Genomic DNA, 18,939 nt, shown 5'->3' with positions numbered 1-18,939 from the left:
ACGATGCCGAACTCTGACTCAAATACTCCATCACAACTGTCTTTGCTCAGTAAAAAGCCTTTTTTAAAAGGCAATTTACCGCTGGGAATTAGTGCTGCCATTCTTATTCTGGGAAGTGGTTTGCTGGGCTATTCAGTTGGGCATCGGCAAGGTTTGACTGTAGTCGGCTATGAAGCGGATGCAGAACAGCTGGTAGAAGTGGTGCAAAAGCAAAAGAGCAGTTTGCAAACACTGAATAAAAACTTGAATCTGGCTGTGCAAGAGCGTGATGTTGCGGTCAGTAATTCAAATGATTTATTTACTGCATTAAATCAGGCTCGTGAAGATAAAGCCCAGTCCGAAGGTTTGAGTGCAATTTACCGTGAAGTATTGCGTCAGCGTGGCGGTTTAAGCCTGACCATACAGAATATCGGTATTAAACCCTTACCTGAAAATGCTTATGAATATCAACTTGATCTGGTTCAAATTAGTCCAAATAGACGTGGTATTTCTGGAACTGTAGAGTTGCGTTTAATTCAGGGTACTGAAGTTTTAGTTGTTCCTATGGAAGACAAGAACTTTAATTTTGAAGATTATGAACGTTTAACTGGACGTTGGACCATGCCTAAAGGCTTTACACCACAATTTATTGAAGTTCGTTTAACTGGCGCTACAAGCACACCAGTAATTAAGCGTTTTAGTTGGGGTCGTGGTAAACCTGTAGAGAGTCAATCGGCATTTATTTCTGAAATCCCTCAAGCAGAAGCAAATGCGCAATAAATGTGAATTAAAAATCCTATGCGAATGAATAAGCGTCAAAATTGTTTAAATACCATCAAAAATTCTTTTCATCAATCAGGATATGTCGATTGGCATATTAGTCCACGCTTAGGAAATGACTCGCAAGATGAATCTGAAGGGGATATTGCTGTCCAGACAGCACCTCCTGAGTTAAAGCGCCCACCTTTGTATGCTGTTGTTTTAATGAACGACGATTACACCCCTATGGATTTTGTAATTGAAATTTTACAACAATACTTTGCTTTGAATCTTGACCAAGCCACACAAGTAATGCTAACTGTACATTATGAAGGGAAAGGTGTTGCAGGCGTTTATCCACGAGACATTGCGGAAACGAAAGCGAACCAAGTCAATAATTATGCTCGGTCTCAAGGTCATCCATTACTTTGTCAGATTGAGCCAAAAGATTAAGGGGATTACATGCTCAGTCGTCAATTAGAAGTATCTTTACGTTTGGCTGTAAGCATGGCTCGTCAAAAGAGACATGAGTTTCTCACGGTTGAACATTTATTGTTGGCTTTACTTGATAATGACTCTGCTGTAAATGCGCTAAAGGCGTGTGGAGCAGATATCATCGTGCTCCGTAAAGAGCTAGAAGAATACGTTGAACAGCACACCCCTAAACTGGCCGAACATAGTGATCAGGCACCCCATCCGACTGAAAGCTTTGATCGCATTCTGCAACGTGCAATTTTCCATGTGCAATCAAGCGGTGGTGATCGTACGGTAGAAGGTGCAGACATTCTGGTTGCAATGTATTCTGAACGGGATTCTTTTGCGGTTTATTTACTTAAACGTCACCAGATTAATCGTTTAACATTAACTCAATATTTATCGCATGGTACCCGTAAAGAAGACGTACAGGCAGAAGAAGAAGTGGAAGAGCTGGATGGAGAAACATCAAGTTCGTCAAATGCAGGTCCACTGGATTTATACACCACCAATTTGAATGCAGAAGCGCAAAAAGGTAAAACCGATCCGTTGATCGGGCGTGAAAAAGAAATTGAACGTACCGCACAAATTTTATGCCGTCGCCGTAAAAATAATCCTTTGCTGGTCGGTGATCCGGGCGTAGGTAAAACTTCGATTGCAGAAGGGCTGGCTTGGCTGATTGTCAACGGGAAGGCTCCTAAACCATTGGCCAATGCTGAAGTGTATAGTCTGGACATTGGTGCTCTAGTTGCGGGAACCAAATATCGCGGTGACTTTGAAAAACGCTTGAAACAATTGTTGAATGCGTTGAAAAAGAAACCAGAAGCCGTGTTATTTATTGATGAAATTCACATGATTATTGGTGCCGGCTCAAGCATGGGCAGCACTATGGACGCTTCTAACCTGATTAAACCGGCGTTGTCGAATGGTACCTTGCGCTGCATTGGTTCAACGACATTTCAGGAGTATCGCCAGGTTTTTGAAAAAGATCATGCATTGTCACGTCGTTTCCAGAAAATCGATGTCAATGAACCTTCAATTTCTGAAACCATTGATATTTTACGGGGCTTAAAATCCAAGTTTGAAGATTTTCATCACGTGCAATATGACGATAAAGCTTTGGTTTCTGCGGTAGAGTTATCAGCCAAGTTTATTAATGATCGTTTCTTGCCAGATAAAGCAATAGATGTAATTGATGAGGCAGGTGCTCAACGCCGTTTGAAAGCGGAGCAGGATGATACTTTAATCACGGTTGAAAACATTGAAGATATCATCTCTAAAATTGCGCGTATTCCCCCGAAAACCGTATCGAAAGATGACAAAACAGTGCTTTCAAATCTGGAACGTGATCTTAAACGTGTGGTCTTCGGTCAGGATGAGGCAATTGAAGCCTTGGGCTCTGCCATTAAATTGTCACGTGCAGGCCTAAAATCACCGGATAAACCAGTCGGTAGTTTTGTTTTTGCAGGTCCTACTGGTGTGGGTAAAACTGAAGTGACCAAGCAGTTGGCAAAACTCTTGGGCGTAGAACTGGTTCGTTTCGATATGTCGGAATATATGGAACGTCATGCAGTTTCCCGTTTAATTGGTGCGCCTCCCGGATATGTCGGTTTTGATCAAGGCGGGCTACTCACAGATGCGATTCATAAGAACCCACACTGTGTATTGCTTTTGGATGAAATTGAAAAAGCGCATCCAGATGTGTTTAATTTGTTATTGCAAATTATGGATCATGGCGCATTGACAGATAATAATGGTCGCAAGTCAGATTTCCGCAATGTGGTTCTGGTTCTTACCACCAATATTGGTGCTGAAAGTATTTCACGCGCCAGCATTGGTTTTAGGGAGCAGGACAACAGCAATGATAACCAGGAAGCGATGAAAAAAGCATTCTCTCCAGAATTCCGTAACCGTCTGGATGGTGTGATTCAATTCAAGGCATTGCCAACGACAGTCATTGAAAATGTGGTTGATAAATTCCTGACTGAACTTCAAGCACAGCTTGATGAGAAGAAAGTTATTCTGGAAGTGGATAAGAGTGCACGTGAATGGATGGCTGAAAATGGCTATGACCGTTTGATGGGTGCTCGTCCAATGCAACGCCTGATTCAGGAACACTTGAAGAAACCACTTGCTGAGATGATTCTGTTTGGTGAGCTTGCAGAACATGGTGGTAATGTCGCAGTATCTGTGAAGAAAGAAAATGGTAAAGCAGTAGGGCTTAAACTTGAAGTTTTTGAAGATCAAACTGCAGAACCTGCCTAATAGTAAAACTTCATAAATAAAAACCCGTGTTCGCACGGGTTTTTATTTATCTAAACTACTATCAACTTGTTGCTGGTGTTTTATGTATAGAATGTCGATAAGATCATTCAAGAAAAAAACAGAGATGAACCCGTTTTATGGATATTCAGCTGACTAAAGTTTTAACTACGGTCTTTTTATTTTTTATTACTGCGATTATGGAAATTCTGGGGTGTTATTTTCCCTACCTGATTTTAAATCAGGGAAAATCTCAGTGGTTATGGTTGCCTACTGCTTTGGCACTGGCTGCATTTGTCTGGTTACTTACTTTACATCCTGCAGCATCTGGGCGAATTTATGCCGCTTATGGCGGCATTTATATTTTTACCGCTTTAATGTGGCTACGTTTTGTTGATCATGTAACTTTGACACGTTGGGATGTGTTTGGGGGATTGGTAGTGATACTCGGTGCGATGCTGATTATTTTACAGCCACAAGGTTTGATACGTTAATAGGTTTTTTATCTCAGTAGATTACGTATATTAATGAGGATTAATAAGATTTAATGAATAAATATCATGCAAATAAAAGACATTTCGCGAGTGGTGGTGATTATATTGTTTAAAAAGTCTAATCAATTTTAAAGTATCAATATCTCTAATAAGTATTTGTTTTTTAGTTTGTAATGAAATGTAATTATTGAAATTATATTGAGTTAATAATTATGAAAAACATATACTTAATTAGGGCTGTGTATATATTTATTATTCTATTTATTGTCTGTTTTTTGGTGGCAATTAATAATTTTTTCTTTTATAAGAACGAAGAAAAATCCACAATTCGTGAAATGAAATATGAAGTAATGCAATTGCAAGCATTAATTCAAGAGTGTGATTTGAGTAGTAACGCATGTAACCATCTCATTAAAACATTTATCAATCATTCAAGCATCAAGGGGCAAGTAACTTTAACAGTAGATTCCAAGCCTTTTCATGCACAAAACCTAGAAGGTTATAAAGATAATCGTAAAGCCGTTTCATATAGTCAATCTATTCCGTATAGAGATCACCTCTACGAAGTAACTTATGAAAAATTAGTCACACCTCCATTATTGAAAAGCATGCTGCGTAGTCTAACTTTCTCGGTGATGGAGTGGAACTATGCTGCACGTAACGGAAAAGATGAAAGATATTGGAATAATCTAAAAAATTTTTGGCAATTCATTGCAATACCACGGTCTAGTCCAGCAATGTGTTACTTCTTTCTGATTGTTTTTTTACTCTTTTTAGGCAAAGGTTATTTCAAAACCTTGTTAAGAAAGTGGGAAAATTCAGAATTGATTATTGTTGAAAAGAATAATCAAATTGAATTTTTGCATGAAGAAAAGATTAAATTGAAAGCGCAGAATGAAACCTTAAGTAAACAGTTGGATCATGCTGAAGACATTGTGGTTAAATTAGAAGAACAGCAGTCGATTTTTACTCAGGAAAAGCAAAAACTCGATCAAGAGCTTGCTGAGATTAATTCGAAAATTACCCATGAAAAAGATCATTTGAATCAACAAATTAATGAAATTAAAGAAGAAAAGTTAAAAGCAATGCAGGCTGCGGAAGCTAAGTATGCGAATGATGTGGATTATATTCTAAAAGAGAAAACACTCGAGATTAACCAACGCTATGAAAATGAAATTAAATTAATTAAAGAAGATAGTCATCATAAAATTGAAAATTACGAACGAAGTGTAAAAATACTGACTGATGCTAGTCATGATTTAGAGTTAAGAAATGGTGAGCTGATGGATGAGTTACAGACGTCATTGGCCTTAATGGATGAAGTTGCGGAAAGCTTAAAGTTAACGGAAGCTGAAAATAAGGAATTGATGCAAAAGTTGACCGCAGTACAAGATGAGCTTGTGCAGGAAAAACAAACACAAAATACATTCATGACCAAGGATTTGAAAAAATGGATAGCGCGCTATTTATTGGCAAATCCAAATTTTAATGCTAAATCACATCATACAGCGCCTAAGCATAATGGAAATGATCATCATGGCAATGACTATGTTGAGAAGATTTTTAACTTAGTTAGAAAAAACGAAGAAATTTCTAAATTCGTTAAAGCTGTAAAATCTGTAAATAATAATGCATTTCAGCAAAGGACGATTGTGGTTTCCAAACTTAAGCAAAAAGGCTTAAATGACCTTGATTATGGTTATATTGCAGAAGTGGTAGGGGATGATGACCGGGGAAGCTGTGCAGGCTTGTTTTTAACAGCGCAGACCGATTGGGAAGCTATTGTACAGGCTAAACTTTTATTAATACACATCAAGCAGTTAGAGAAACATAGTATTATCGATAAAATATCAAATTAAATTAAAAGCCCTAAATTTTAGGGCTTTTTCTTTATTAAAATTTACATTCACTATTTTTGATTTTAAAGTCATAACTTTGACTTTCAGCTGAAAGCTTTAGCTCGACCTTATATGGATTAACCCGCTGAAATTCATTTTCAAACAATAAGCTGCAGTTTTGCAGGATATTTTTTCTCAGCAGCTGTTTGACTTCCTTATCACCTACATCTAGGGCAAACTGGGAAAAATCAGGTGTGGTGATAATACCTTCAATTTCTACTTTATTCGCACTCATTTGGTATTTTTCCATCAGCATGTTTTGATCAATCTGGAAAGGCAGGGTGCGTGAGTCTTCATCACTAATCACATTTAAAATTTCATCGAGTGCTTTACTGTTTTGAATTTTAAATGAGTTATCTAGAATCTGTTTCTGAAATAAATATTGATCAAGTTCTGTGGCTTTAGCTTGAGCTGTATGGAGCATGAGAAAAGTACTTAAACATATAAATATTTTTTTTAAAGGCATCGTTATAATCACTTAAAAAGTTTATGGCTTAAATTAAACTTTTTATACGCATAAAAAAAGCACCTGCAGGTGCTTTTTTAGAAAACTTTAGTCTGAAAATTTAGTCTTTCTTTAAATTTTCATTGATTAAGAATTCAACCAGTGCTTTTTGTGCATGCAAACGGTTTTCCGCTTCATCCCAAACCACAGCATTTTTGTGGTCTAGCATGTTTTCTGAAATCTCTTCGCCGCGGTGAGCAGGCAAGCAGTGCATAAACAGGCAATCAGGATGTGCTAAATCCATTAAACGCTCATTCACCTGATAATCAGCAAAGGCTTTTTCACGGATTTTTTGCTCTTCTTCTTGCCCCATGCTTGCCCAAACGTCAGTCACGATTAAGTCAGCATTCACGGCTGCATCTTCAGCAGAATCCACAAGTTCTACGCAATGGGCAAATTCAGTCAAGAATTTTTCTTGTGGTTCATAGCCTTTAGGGGCAGCAATTTTGAGTTTAAAGCCCCACATGTGTGCAGCTTCAATATAAGAGTTGCACATGTTATTGCCGTCACCAATCCACGCCACTGTTTTGCCTTCGATAGAGCCACGTTGCTCAAGGAAAGTTTGCATGTCCGCTAGTAGTTGGCAAGGATGATGATCATCAGTTAAGGCATTAATAACTGGAACTTTTGAATAAGAAGCAAAACGTTCCACGATGTCATGGCCAAAAGTACGGATCATCACGATATCGAGCATGCTTGAAATCACACGTGCCGAATCTTCTACAGGTTCACCACGACCCAATTGTGAGTCACGTGATGATAGGAAAATTGCACTACCACCAAACTGGCTCATACCTGCTTCAAACGAAACACGCGTACGGGTGCTCGATTTTTCAAAAATCATGCCCATGACTTTGCCAACAAAAGGTTGGAAAACTTCGTTGTTATGTTGCTTGCGTTTGAGTTCAATCGCGCGTTGCAAAATTTGATTCAGTTCTAAAGTCGATAAATCGCGTAAAGTCAGAAAATGACGTAGAGCCATGGTTACTCCACAATAATTGCTGAATAGAAAAAAACAACAATTAGTTGTTGGTTGGTTAAATGGAAAGGGAATCGATTAATATACTATATGCAGGGAGAATTGCAAAAAAACTAGACCTGTTGATGGCCTTCCAGGAAACGATCTACGCAATAAGTGATGTAATTGATGGTTTCTTGATCATTCTCACGGATCGGAACACCCATTAGAACGCACCATTCAATATTGCGGATAATTCCAAAATACAGTTGAGCAGAATAAATCGGTTGTTTGCATTTAATCATGCCGATTTCATCGGCTTTGGTTAGCGCATCGGCTATGGCTATTTGAATATGCTTTGGACCCTGTTCATGAATATATAGAGCGAGTTGCGGACTGCGCTGTGTCTGTTCAATGATTAAGCGCAGGAAGGCTGCATTTTCTGGAAGCATTAAATGTTGCTTAACATTCATCAGGGTCTGAATTAAATAGGCACGAAGATCATCTTTACCGTGTTCAAAAGGTATGCAGATATCTTTAAAAAACAGTTCACGGCGATAATCACAGATCGCGGTAAATAGGCCTTCTTTATTGCCAAAAAATTTGTATATTGACGCTTTGGAACCACCGGCATGATTGACAATATCATCTAAAGACACGGCATCATAACCATGTTTCAGAAATAGCTCATTGGCGCTGAGTAAAAGCGCCAGACATCGTTCATGACCACGTTTTGTTTGTGGTGTATCACGAGCGAGCGGTTCTAATTGAGCGAGTTCTTGCATATGGCGTGTAAGGGTCAACAATCAAAAAATGAAGTCATTTGCAATGATAGCAAAAATATGTACACATTTCTTGAAATAACGGCTCTGTCTTATTTGGAAACGATTATGAAGAATCGAAATATTACTATAAGTTTGCTGAATATTTGACTAAAGTTATAGAGTAAAGATTCTAAATGGTCATGGCTAAGCAAAAGTTTATGGATATACTCGAATTTCGATAAGTAAAGTGAACTGTGGAAAGGAATATGACACAACAAATGTCTGCAGGCTTAAGATTTAGACAAGCACTGGAAGTGGAAAAGCCCTTACAAATTATCGGCACAGTGAATGCCTATGCAGCCATGATGGCGAAAGAAGTTGGTTATAAGGCCATTTATGTATCAGGTGCAGGCGTAGCCAATTATTCTTATGGCTTGCCTGACTTGGGTATGACCAGTTTAGATAACGTATTGGAAGATGTGCGTCGTATTACCGAACGTGTAGATACGCCATTACTGGTAGATATTGATACAGGATGGGGCGGTGCATTTAATATTGCCCGTTCCGTTAAGCAGATGATTGCAGCAGGTGCTGCAGCTGTGCATATTGAAGACCAGGTAGCGCAAAAGCGCTGTGGACACCGTCCGAATAAGGAAATTGTGTCGCAACAGGAAATGGTCGACCGTATTAAAGCGGCTGTGGATGCCAAAACCGATTCCAACTTTGTGGTGATGGCACGTACCGATGCCTTGCAAAAAGAAGGTCTGCAAGCCGTAATTGACCGTGCATGTGCATGTGTTGAGGCGGGTGCAGATGCAATTTTTGCTGAAGCGATGACAGATATCACCATGTACAGAACAGTCTGTGATGCAGTGGGTGTCCCTGTATTGGCGAATATTACCGAATTTGGTGATACCCCTTATTACACTGTAGATGAGTTGGGTGAACAAGGCATTCGCATGGTGCTTTATCCACTCTCTGCTACACGTGCAATGCAGAAAGCAGCTTTGGAAGTGATGCGCAGCATTCGTACAGAAGGGACTCAAGTCAACGTATTGGATAAGATGCAACAGCGTAAAGAACTTTACCAATTCCTTGATTATCATACGTTTGAAAATACTCTGGATAAACTGTTTAAATAAATAATTCAAAAAGGAGAATTAAAATGGCTGAAGGAAAAGTACTGACAGGTGCAGGATTGCGCGGACAGGTTGCAGGTAAAACCGCACTTTCGACAGTAGGTAAGAGCGGCGCAGGTTTAACCTATCGTGGTTATGATGTGCAAGATTTGGCGGAGAACTGCCAATTTGAAGAAGTTGCTTACCTGATTTTCTTTGGTGAATTGCCAACGACTGAACAGCTTGCTGCTTATAAAGCCAAATTAAAATCTTTACGTGCGATTCCACAGGCATTGAAAGAAGTATTGGAACGTATTCCAGCAGATTCACACCCAATGGATGTGATGCGTACTGGCGTTTCCATGCTAGGCAACCTGGAAACAGAAAAGTCTTTTGATGAGCAGCAGGATGTTGCCGACCGTATTTTGGCGACTTTACCTGCAATCATCTGCTACTGGTATCGTTTTAGCCACGATGGCGTGCGTATTGAAGAAAATACTGATGATGATTCAATCGGTGCTCAATTCCTGCATTTATTACGTGGTGAAAAACCGAACGAATTGCATGAACAGGTGATGAATGTATCGCTGATTCTTTATGCAGAGCATGAATTCAATGCATCAACTTTTACTGCGCGTGTATGTGCTTCAACCTTGTCTGATATGCATTCATGTATTACCGGCGCAATTGGTTCACTGCGCGGCCCGTTACATGGTGGTGCCAATGAAGCGGCTATGGAGATGATTGAAAACTGGACCTCTCCGGAAGAAGCTGAACGTGAAATGCTGGGCAAGCTGGAACGTAAAGAAAAGATCATGGGCTTTGGTCATGCCATTTATAAAGACAATGATCCGCGTAATGGCATCATCAAAATCTGGTCTGAGCGTTTAGCCAAAGATGTCGGTGATACCGTCCTTTATCCGGTATCGGTACGTTGTGAAGAAGTAATGTGGCGTGAGAAGAAATTATTCTGTAATGCTGACTTCTTCCATGCTTCTGCTTATCACTTTATGGGTATTGCAACCAAATTGTTCACGCCAATCTTCGTGATGTCGCGTGTAACAGGCTGGGCTGCGCATGTGATGGAACAGCGCGCAGATAACCGTATTATTCGTCCAAGTGCGGATTATACTGGTCCTGAACTGCGTAAGGTAGTGCCTATTGCGGAACGTACTGCAGCCTAAAATAAAAAAGTCTGAATAAAGCCTCATTAGAGGCTTTATTTTTTTGCAGTCAGTAAAACCGGATCTTCAATGCTATAGCCAGTTTCATAAGGCAGGCCCAGATATTTAACCACAGCTAAAACTTTCTGTTGCTGAGGAATTTGGTAGGCTTGAGAGATACTGAGTCCATGGCGGTAATCAATCGCCTGATGGATTTGGCTTTTAAAGTTTTTACTGCTGAGCTGATATTTATAGGTATATTTAGCAATATATTGTTTAGGGTCATACCATGATTGTTGTTTTGAGGTGGTTTTACTTAACACCTGAATCTTGATGCTCGATTTAGGTATATATGCGAGGGGTTTAAGTCGCTTTTTAATTTTCGTTATTTCCTTATCGAACTGCCGTCTATCTTGGTCATAATCAATTTTCTTGGTTTTAGGATTGATATACAGTGAATTCACCTGAATCAGTTTTTCAGGCTGTTTATTGTTTTTTAAATGATAATAATAGAGTTGTGGCAGGCGACCACGACCATCCAGATAATGTTTAAGCAGATAAACTTTTTGCTCTTTGCCTTCATACCCCAGAACTTCAATATTTTGAGGGCCGCCTACGGTTGCAAAACAGGTGCAGGGCAGCAGTATGAAGCTAAATGCAAAAGATTTAATGTTAAACATTATTAAATTCCCTGAATGAGTTTGGTTATTTCATCTGCAATATGTTGGGTTAAAACAGCCAGCCGTTTTAATGGTGTTCCATCAATAAAATAATGAAAGTTATGAATTTTATTTAAATATAAAATTGAGATAAAAAATGTGCCTTCAGGTTTGCTTTCTGTTGCACTACCACCAGGTTTGAGTAAACCGGTACAAGCCACTACAAAATCGGCTTGCATAAATAATTTCTTGCCCTGTAAGGCCATTGCTTCTGTGACTTCGGCAGATTCAGCCGTATATTTTTCTATAAGCTTGGCATCTATATTCAGGATATTAATCTTGATAGAGGGATCATAACTGACCAGTCCGCCAAGCAGGATTTCGGCGCCACTGTTCTTGCAAATAGAAAATTGACTGGAAAGATAACCAGAGCTGGCACTTTCAATAAAAGCGATCTTTAAATGATGGATTTCGAGTAGATCACAACATTTTTTTACCATAGGTCAATTTCTTTATAAATTCCGAATAGTTTAGCTTAAAAATAGCCTTGTTAAATGATCTAAAATTAGAGTTTGATATTTATAGTTATATGGTTGATTTTCTTTATTTTGAATGATTGCTATTTACTTTGAGTTATAAGGCGAATAATGAATCTGCTGTGGTATAAGCCAGTCTATATGTAAATATATTTTACTAAATGTTATAATTTATATGATGTGATTTTGATGGAATTGATGTGGTGGAAATTTTTAAATTCATTAAAAGTTTTAATACAGTGAATACTTATTTATTTATATCGACCCTGGTTTTAGTCTTTTTGGTCGTATATTTTTATTATATTAAGCCTGTTTAATGAATAGAAGTTATTGTAATCGGATTTGTGGATTGTACGGATAAATGACAAGCTTGCTGAAAAATTGAAGCTTGGTTTTATAGATGGCAAGTCATTGTGGTATATCTCGATTAGCGAATAAAAAACCCAGTGCTTTCACTGGGTTTTTGCATATATGGAAATAAAATTTATTTATCCAGTGCAGGAGTTGCAGCCGCAATGGCAGCAGCAACAGCATCATCTTCAGTCTGTGCTGCTGAAGTTGGTTTGCTTGGAACCGCTGCTTGGGTTGGCTTTTCTTCAACCTTTGCAGTTTCAGCTTTAGGGGCTGCTTCAGTAGCCGGCTTTTGTTGTGGTGCATCACGTACTTCACGACGAATTTCAGTCGTGGTATTTGCTGTTTCCTGACGTTCAACTTCTACATGTGTTGGAACTTGGGTTTCGTTATTTTCAACAGCTTCTAAAGGTTCTGCTTGAGCAGGTTGATTCACTTGTTCAGTTTGTTGGGTTGTTTCAACCTGTTCTTGCTCATCTTCCTTAGGTGTTTCTTTTTTTACACATGCTGTTAAAAGTAAACCTGCTGCAATAGCACCACAAAGTAAAAGTTTGTTATTCATAATCGCACAAAATAAAGCATTAATTGGATGTTGCCATTATAACAGCAATTACGAATATGAAAATCCTATGAAGTTACTCTAATTTTTTATCGGAAATGCTGATAGAATAACCAATTGTTTATTGTTCTATGAATTGATGCGGAATGACTTTGCTTTATTGGTACAGAGTAAAGTAAAATCGCACAACATTGTAGGCCAATTTAGGCTCCATTGTACGAGAAACTTAATGACCCATTTTATTTTCGTTACTGGTGGTGTTGTATCATCACTAGGTAAAGGTATTTCAGCTGCATCTGTGGCTGCGCTTTTAGAAGCCCGTGGTTTAAAAGTGACCATGGTCAAAATGGATCCATACATTAATGTCGATCCAGGGACGATGAGTCCGTTCCAACACGGTGAAGTTTTTGTCACAGAGGATGGTGCTGAAACTGACTTGGACTTGGGTTATTACGAACGTTTCTTACGTCGTGCGAAAATGACCAAATTGAATAACTTCACCTCAGGTCGTGTCTATCAAGACGTTTTAAATAAAGAACGCCGTGGTGACTATCTGGGTGGTACTGTTCAGGTTATTCCACATATTACCGATAATATTAAAGAACGTGTGCTTCGCGCTGGCGAAGGTTATGACGTTGCAATTGTTGAAATTGGCGGCACAGTAGGTGACATTGAATCTCTCCCATTCATGGAATCTGTACGTCAGTTAATGGTAGAACTTGGTCATAAACGCACGATGCTTATGCATTTGACCTTACTTCCATACATCAAGTCAGCAGCAGAACTCAAAACCAAACCTACCCAACACTCCGTAAAAGAGCTGTTGTCTATTGGTATTCAACCAGACATCCTGATCTGCCGTACCGAACATGATGTTGATGCCGATACCACTCGCAAAATCGCGTTATTTACCAACGTTGAAGCGCGTGCAGTTGTGGTATGTAAAGATGCGCGTTCTATTTATCAAATCCCGCGTACCTTCTATGAACAAAACGTTGATGATTTAATCTGTGAACGTTTCGGTTATAACGACCTTCCAGAAGCAGACCTTTCTGATTGGGATCATGTTGTAGACGCATTATTGAACCCTGAATACACCGTGCGTGTTGCAATGGTCGGTAAATATGTTGAGCTTCCAGATGCATATAAATCTGTAAACGAAGCACTTTTACACGCTGGTATTAAAAACCGTGTGAAAGTTCAAATCGACTATGTCAATGCTGAAGAACTTGAAAGCCAAGATGTAAGCGAAGTATTGAAAGATGCTGACGCAATTCTGGTTCCAGGTGGTTTTGGTGAACGTGGTACTGAAGGCAAAATGCAAGCGATTAAATTCGCACGTGAAAACGGTGTGCCATTCCTGGGTATCTGTTTAGGTATGCAGTTGGCTGTAATCGAATACGCACGTAATGTTGCAGGTATTCCTGATGCGACTTCGACTGAATTTAACCGTTCTACTAAATCACCTTTAATTGGTTTGATTACTGAATGGCTAGATGAACGTGGTGAAGTTCAACAACGTAGTGTTGAGTCTGATCTTGGTGGAACCATGCGTTTGGGTGCTCAAAAATCTGAGCTGGTTGAAGGCACTAAAACTCGTGAAGTATATGGTAATGCAGACATCATTGAACGTCACCGTCACCGTTACGAAATGAACAACCGCTATATTCCAGTGCTTGAAGAAAAAGGCATGAAGATTTCAGGTTATTCACCAGTACAACATTTGGTAGAAACAGTTGAAATTCCTCAACATCCTTGGTTTATTGCTGTACAATTCCATCCGGAATTTACAAGTTCACCACGAGATGGTCATCCATTGTTTGCTAGCTTTATTGATGCTGCGAAAAAACAGTACCAAAAAACCAAATAATGGCTGGGTAGGACTAAACTAGGAAAGTTTAAATGTCGCAATTAAAACCACAAGAAATTGTACGTTTAGGCGATATACAAATGGCAAATCACTTGCCATTTGTATTATTCGGCGGAATGAATGTACTTGAGTCAAAAGACCTCGCTTTTGAAATTGCAGAAACTTATGTAGATATCTGCAAACGTTTGGACATTCCTTACGTGTTTAAAGCAAGTTTTGATAAGGCCAACCGTTCAAGCTTGAACTCTTTCCGTGGCCCAGGCCTGGAAAAAGGGATTGAGTGGTTAGCGGACATTAAAAAGCATTTTAATGTACCCATCATTACCGATGTGCATGAGCCATATCAGGCTGCTCCTGTGGCAGAAGTTGCTGACATTATTCAGTTGCCTGCATTTTTAAGTCGACAGACTGACCTGGTTGAAGCAATGGCAAAAACAGATGCCATTATCAACATCAAAAAAGCACAATTCCTTGCACCGCATGAAATGCGTCATATTATGAACAAGTGCTTGGAAGCGGGTAATGATAAATTGATTTTATGTGAGCGCGGCTCAGCATTTGGTTACAACAATCTTGTTGTCGATATGCTTGGTTTTGACACCATGAAACAAATGAATGTCCCAGTGTTCTTTGATGTCACCCATGCGCTACAAACCCCAGGTGGGCGTGAAGACTCTGCTGGCGGTCGTCGTGCGCAGATTACCACATTGGCGCGTGCAGGTATGGCAACTGGTTTGGCTGGTTTGTTCTTAGAAGGACATCCAGATCCGGACAAAGCCAAATGTGATGGTCCATGTGCATTACGTATGTCACAACTTGAGCCATTCTTGGCGCAATTGAAAGAATTAGATACTTTGGTGAAAGGCTTTCAAAAGCTCGACACACACTAAACCCAATTTACATTGATGCGTCTTTTTGACGCATCATCTTTATTAATCAACTGAGGAATTGTTCATGAGCCAAATCGTTGACATTCGTGCACGTGAAATTTTGGACTCTCGTGGTAACCCTACCATCGAAGCTGACGTAATCTTAGCCTCTGGCGTAGTAGGCCGTGCATGTGCACCATCTGGTGCTTCAACTGGTTCTCGTGAAGCTTTAGAACTTCGTGATGGCGATAAAGCACGTTATTTAGGTAAAGGTGTTAAAACTGCGGTTAACAACGTAAACACTGTAATCCGTGATGCTTTGCTTGGTAAATCTGTATTCGAACAAAAAGACATCGATAACACGATGATTGCTTTAGACGGTACTGAAAACAAAGAAAAACTAGGTGCAAACGCAACTTTAGCGGTGTCTTTGGCTGCTGCACGCGCTGCTGCTGATGAAAAGAAAATTCCTCTTTTCCAATACATCGCAGACCTTCGCAACAACTCAATTTTGACTATGCCTGTCCCAATGATGAACATCATCAATGGTGGTTCACATGCAGACAACAACGTTGATATTCAAGAGTTTATGATTGAGCCTGTAGGTTTCACTTCATTTGCTGAAGCGTTACGTGCCGGTGCTGAAATCTTCCATTCTTTGAAGTCAGTATTAAACAAAAAAGGTTTAAACACTGCTGTGGGTGATGAAGGTGGTTTCGCGCCAAACCTTCGTTCTAACGAAGAAGCGATCACTGTAATTCTTGAAGCAATTGGTCAAACTGGCTACAAAGCAGGTTCTGACATCATGCTTGCGCTTGACTGTGCATCTTCAGAATTCTACAAAAATGGTCAATACATTCTTGCAGGCGAAGGCAACAAGGCTTTCACAAGCAACGAATTCTCTGACTATTTAGCTGGTTTAGTAAAACAATACCCAATTATCTCAATTGAAGATGGTTTGGATGAGTCGGATTGGGAAGGTTGGTCTTACCTGACTTCAATCCTTGGCGACAAAATCCAGTTGGTTGGTGATGACTTGTTCGTTACAAATCCTAAGATTTTACAACGCGGTATTAATGAGAAAGTGGCTAACTCTATTCTTATTAAATACAACCAAATCGGTACTTTGACTGAAACTTTAGATGCAATCTACCTTGCTAAAGCAAATGGTTACTCTACAGTGATTTCACACCGTTCTGGTGAAACTGAAGATTCAACTATTGCGGATCTTGCAGTAGGTACAGGCGCTGGTCAAATCAAGACTGGTTCACTTTGCCGTTCTGACCGTGTAGCGAAATATAACCAATTACTTCGTATTGAAGAATTGACTAATGCTGCTTATCGCGGTAAAGCTGAGTTCAAAGGTTTGAACTAAGCGACTGAATGCCATTTATGTTAAATGTATTCGACTCTTTAATGAGTAAAGTATTATTGGGCCTTGCGATCATTTTGATCGCAGGGTTTCAGTACTTGTTTTGGTTTGGTGAAGGTGGTTACCATGACCATCAGAAGCTGGCACAAAAAATTCAACAACAAACAGAATTAAATACCGAACTCAAAGAACGTAATCGAGTTCTGGCTGCAGAAGTCTATGACTTGAAAAATGGTATTGAAGCCATTGAAGAGCATGCACGTTTAGATTTGGGCTTGATCAAGCCACATGAAACTTTTGTGCAAATGAGCACCATTGGTACTCACTATAAACCGATTTATATTGATCCAAATGCCAAAGTTGATTTAAGAACCAATGAAAATGACACTGGAGCACCAGTCGAAGATGCACCATAAAATATGGGCAGTCATTCCTGCTGCTGGTTCCGGAAGTCGTTTTTCTAAAACAGAACTTAAACAATACCAAGTCATTCAAGATCGAACCGTACTTGAACATACCGTTGCGCGTCTGAATCAGTTGCCTTTGGCAGGTTATGTTCTTGCTATTGGGGCACAGGATGATGTTGCTAAAACCTTAACATTTTCAAATCCTGAAAAGGCTCATTTTTGTTCGGGCGGTGCAGAGCGGGTCAATTCGGTTCTCAATGCCTTAAGCTATCTTGACGCATTTGCAGCAGAAGAGGATTGGGTATTTGTACATGATGCCGCACGTCCCTGTGTGACTCAAGATTGTCTGAACCGTTTGGTGAATACCGCTATTCAGGAAAATTGCAGTGCAATTTTGGCGATTCCTGTGCGTGATACTTTAAAATATGTTGCACATGAAAATGCGATTCATAAGACGGTTAATCGCGATCATTTATGGCAAGCTCAAACTCCTCAAATCTCCCGATTAGGCATGTTGAAGCATGCAATTGAAAAAGCATTGCAGGATGGCATACCCATTACTGATGAAGCGAGTGCTTTGGAATATGTGGGTCAGCAGGTAAAAGTGGTACAGGGCCGATCAGATAATATTAAAATTACTTATGCCGATGATCTGGAACTGGCAAAACTGATTTTAATGGCGCAAAAGTAAAATAAAATGGCTACAGATGTATTATCTGAATAACTTTAATTTTATAATTTCTTACCTCATCCACACGTTCAAATATTTCAAATGATACCATCACCTCAGTATCGTTTTTTACGTCACTCATTACGTGATGGTAGAAGCATCAAACATGACTCATCCCGATGGGCTAGATTGCATTTAGATCCATGGTTGCTTTCTTTTTTAATATTGAATGCAGCTTTGGGGCTGATGGTGGTTTATAGTGCCACCATGCAAGATAATAGTATGGTGATTCGCCAAGCCACCAGCTTTGGTGTAGGTTTTGTCATTATGTTTCTTTGCGCACAAGTTCCGCCCAAAGTTTATCAGGCTGTCAGTCCATATTTTTATTTACTGGGTATTGTTCTTTTGCTGCTGGTGTTGGTGATTGGTGATACGCGTTTAGGGGCAAAGCGGTGGTTGACCATTCCGGGTATCGGAAGTATGCAGCCAAGTGAAATCATGAAATTTGCCATGCCACTGATGATGGCCTGGTTTTTCTCGCGTCGTGCATTTCCACCTACATTTCTGCAGATTGTGACCGGACTCATCTTGATGATGATTCCTTTTGTATTGGTGGCACTACAGCCTGACTTGAATATTGGTCTGATTATTCCTGGTGTTTTTGCTTTATTCTTGTGTGGTATGTCATGGCGTTTGATTTTAGCTGCACTTACCGCTTTGGCAGTTGCTGCACCGGTGCTGTGGATGTTTGTATTACAAACCTATCAAAAGAAACGTGTATTGACTTTGTTTGATCCGGAGTCCGATGCACTGGGGGCAGGCTGGAATATCATTCAGTCTAAAATTGCCATTGGTTCTGGCGGCTTAACCGGCAAAGGGTATTTAACTGGAACACAGTCGCATTTGGGTTATTTACCTGAACATCATACCGACTTTATTATGTCGACCTATGCTGAAGAATATGGCTTTGTGGGCGTGTTCTTATTGTTCAGCCTTTTTGCAGCCATTATTATTCGTTGTCTTATGATCGGGCTGAACAGTTTTCATAACTTTGGCCGTTTGTTTGCAGGTTCGATTGGTCTGACTTTCTTTTTCTTTGTCTTTTTAAATTCAGGCATGGCCAGCGGAATTTTACCTGTGACTGGAGATCCATTGCCATTGATGAGTTATGGCGGTTCGGCAGTTATTTCTATGCTGGCGAGTATGGGCATTGTGATGTCGATTCATACCCATCGTTAAGGATGATATTAAAAAGCTAGATTTGATCTGGCT

The 18,939-nt window shown here is 39.7% G+C and carries 19 protein-coding genes; 13 read left to right on the top strand and 6 right to left on the bottom strand.

Features of this window, described 5'->3' with window-relative positions; all coding sequences use genetic code 11:
* Nucleotides 1-3 precede the first annotated feature (3 nt).
* From B9T26_RS00260 to B9T26_RS00240, 5 genes are all read left to right on the top strand, one after another.
* A complete protein-coding gene (locus B9T26_RS00260) occupies nt 4-759 on the top strand; it encodes a DUF6776 family protein (RefSeq protein ID WP_086197825.1) in 756 nt (251 codons plus the stop codon).
* A gap of 18 nt (nt 760-777) precedes the next feature.
* Nucleotides 778-1,191: an ATP-dependent Clp protease adapter ClpS gene (gene clpS, locus B9T26_RS00255; protein ID WP_086174240.1), complete on the top strand. Its 414-nt coding sequence runs from the start codon at nt 778-780 to the stop codon at nt 1,189-1,191.
* A gap of 9 nt (nt 1,192-1,200) precedes the next feature.
* Nucleotides 1,201-3,477: an ATP-dependent Clp protease ATP-binding subunit ClpA gene (clpA, locus tag B9T26_RS00250; protein WP_086197824.1), complete on the top strand. Its 2,277-nt coding sequence runs from the start codon at nt 1,201-1,203 to the stop codon at nt 3,475-3,477.
* Between the two features lie 137 nt (nt 3,478-3,614).
* Nucleotides 3,615-3,968, top strand: a complete 354-nt coding sequence (locus B9T26_RS00245; RefSeq protein WP_086197823.1) for a YnfA family protein — start codon at nt 3,615-3,617, stop codon at nt 3,966-3,968.
* A 212-nt stretch (nt 3,969-4,180) separates the two neighbouring features.
* A complete protein-coding gene (locus B9T26_RS00240) occupies nt 4,181-5,827 on the top strand; it encodes a hypothetical protein (RefSeq protein WP_086197822.1) in 1,647 nt (548 codons plus the stop codon).
* A 34-nt stretch (nt 5,828-5,861) separates the two neighbouring features.
* Here the strand turns inward: B9T26_RS00240 and B9T26_RS00235 are convergent, their stop codons facing one another.
* The 3 genes from B9T26_RS00235 to B9T26_RS00225 form a co-directional block, all read right to left on the bottom strand.
* Nucleotides 5,862-6,290, bottom strand: coding sequence for a hypothetical protein (locus B9T26_RS00235; RefSeq protein ID WP_227518749.1), 429 nt, complete (start codon nt 6,288-6,290; stop codon nt 5,862-5,864).
* Between the two features lie 142 nt (nt 6,291-6,432).
* Nucleotides 6,433-7,353 (bottom strand): ornithine carbamoyltransferase, encoded by a 921-nt coding sequence (gene argF / locus B9T26_RS00230; RefSeq protein WP_086197820.1) that lies wholly within the window; start codon nt 7,351-7,353, stop codon nt 6,433-6,435.
* 110 nt (nt 7,354-7,463) lie between these two features.
* Entirely contained in the window at nt 7,464-8,114 is a 651-nt protein-coding gene (locus B9T26_RS00225; protein WP_086197819.1) for a TetR/AcrR family transcriptional regulator, read from the bottom strand.
* A gap of 245 nt (nt 8,115-8,359) precedes the next feature.
* On the opposite strand from B9T26_RS00225, the gene prpB reads away from it, so the two are divergent.
* Nucleotides 8,360-9,235, top strand: coding sequence for a methylisocitrate lyase (gene prpB / locus B9T26_RS00220; RefSeq protein ID WP_086197818.1), 876 nt, complete (start codon nt 8,360-8,362; stop codon nt 9,233-9,235).
* Nucleotides 9,236-9,258: 23 nt separating this feature from the next.
* Nucleotides 9,259-10,395 carry a 2-methylcitrate synthase gene (prpC, locus tag B9T26_RS00215; protein WP_086197817.1) on the top strand — a complete coding sequence of 379 codons (1,137 nt, stop codon included), beginning with the start codon at nt 9,259-9,261 and terminating at the stop codon, nt 10,393-10,395.
* Nucleotides 10,396-10,430: 35 nt separating this feature from the next.
* Here prpC and B9T26_RS00210 read toward each other — a convergent pair whose 3' ends face one another.
* The 3 genes from B9T26_RS00210 to B9T26_RS00195 all read right to left on the bottom strand — a co-directional run bounded on the left by B9T26_RS00210 (nt 10,431) and on the right by B9T26_RS00195 (nt 12,482).
* The gene (locus B9T26_RS00210) at nt 10,431-11,054 is read right to left on the bottom strand and encodes an aminotransferase (protein WP_086197816.1); all 624 of its coding nucleotides are present in this window, start codon (nt 11,052-11,054) and stop codon (nt 10,431-10,433) included.
* A 2-nt stretch (nt 11,055-11,056) separates the two neighbouring features.
* The gene (locus B9T26_RS00205) at nt 11,057-11,533 is read right to left on the bottom strand and encodes a CinA family protein (RefSeq protein WP_086197815.1); all 477 of its coding nucleotides are present in this window, start codon (nt 11,531-11,533) and stop codon (nt 11,057-11,059) included.
* A 520-nt stretch (nt 11,534-12,053) separates the two neighbouring features.
* Entirely contained in the window at nt 12,054-12,482 is a 429-nt protein-coding gene (locus tag B9T26_RS00195) for an internalin (RefSeq protein WP_086197814.1), read from the bottom strand.
* Between the two features lie 226 nt (nt 12,483-12,708).
* On the opposite strand from B9T26_RS00195, the gene B9T26_RS00190 reads away from it, so the two are divergent.
* From B9T26_RS00190 to rodA, 6 genes are all read left to right on the top strand, one after another.
* A complete protein-coding gene (locus B9T26_RS00190; RefSeq protein WP_086197813.1) occupies nt 12,709-14,349 on the top strand; it encodes a CTP synthase in 1,641 nt (546 codons plus the stop codon).
* 32 nt (nt 14,350-14,381) lie between these two features.
* Nucleotides 14,382-15,239, top strand: coding sequence for a 3-deoxy-8-phosphooctulonate synthase (gene kdsA / locus B9T26_RS00185; RefSeq protein ID WP_086174228.1), 858 nt, complete (start codon nt 14,382-14,384; stop codon nt 15,237-15,239).
* Nucleotides 15,240-15,303: 64 nt separating this feature from the next.
* Nucleotides 15,304-16,593, top strand: a complete 1,290-nt coding sequence (gene eno, locus B9T26_RS00180; protein WP_086197812.1) for a phosphopyruvate hydratase — start codon at nt 15,304-15,306, stop codon at nt 16,591-16,593.
* Between the two features lie 17 nt (nt 16,594-16,610).
* The gene (ftsB, locus tag B9T26_RS00175; RefSeq protein ID WP_086197810.1) at nt 16,611-17,006 is read left to right on the top strand and encodes a cell division protein FtsB; all 396 of its coding nucleotides are present in this window, start codon (nt 16,611-16,613) and stop codon (nt 17,004-17,006) included.
* A complete protein-coding gene (ispD, locus tag B9T26_RS00170) occupies nt 16,972-17,688 on the top strand; it encodes a 2-C-methyl-D-erythritol 4-phosphate cytidylyltransferase (protein ID WP_086197809.1) in 717 nt (238 codons plus the stop codon). Before ftsB ends, ispD begins: the two co-directional genes overlap by 35 nt.
* 81 nt (nt 17,689-17,769) lie before the next feature.
* Nucleotides 17,770-18,906 (top strand): rod shape-determining protein RodA, encoded by a 1,137-nt coding sequence (gene rodA, locus B9T26_RS00165; protein ID WP_086197807.1) that lies wholly within the window; start codon nt 17,770-17,772, stop codon nt 18,904-18,906.
* Nucleotides 18,907-18,939: the final 33 nt, after the last annotated feature.

This window comes from Acinetobacter sp. ANC 4169 (assembly GCF_002135355.1).
GTDB lineage: Bacteria > Pseudomonadota > Gammaproteobacteria > Pseudomonadales > Moraxellaceae > Acinetobacter.
Note: the sequence above shows the minus strand (reverse complement) of the source record. Positions and strands in the feature narration are given on the sequence as shown.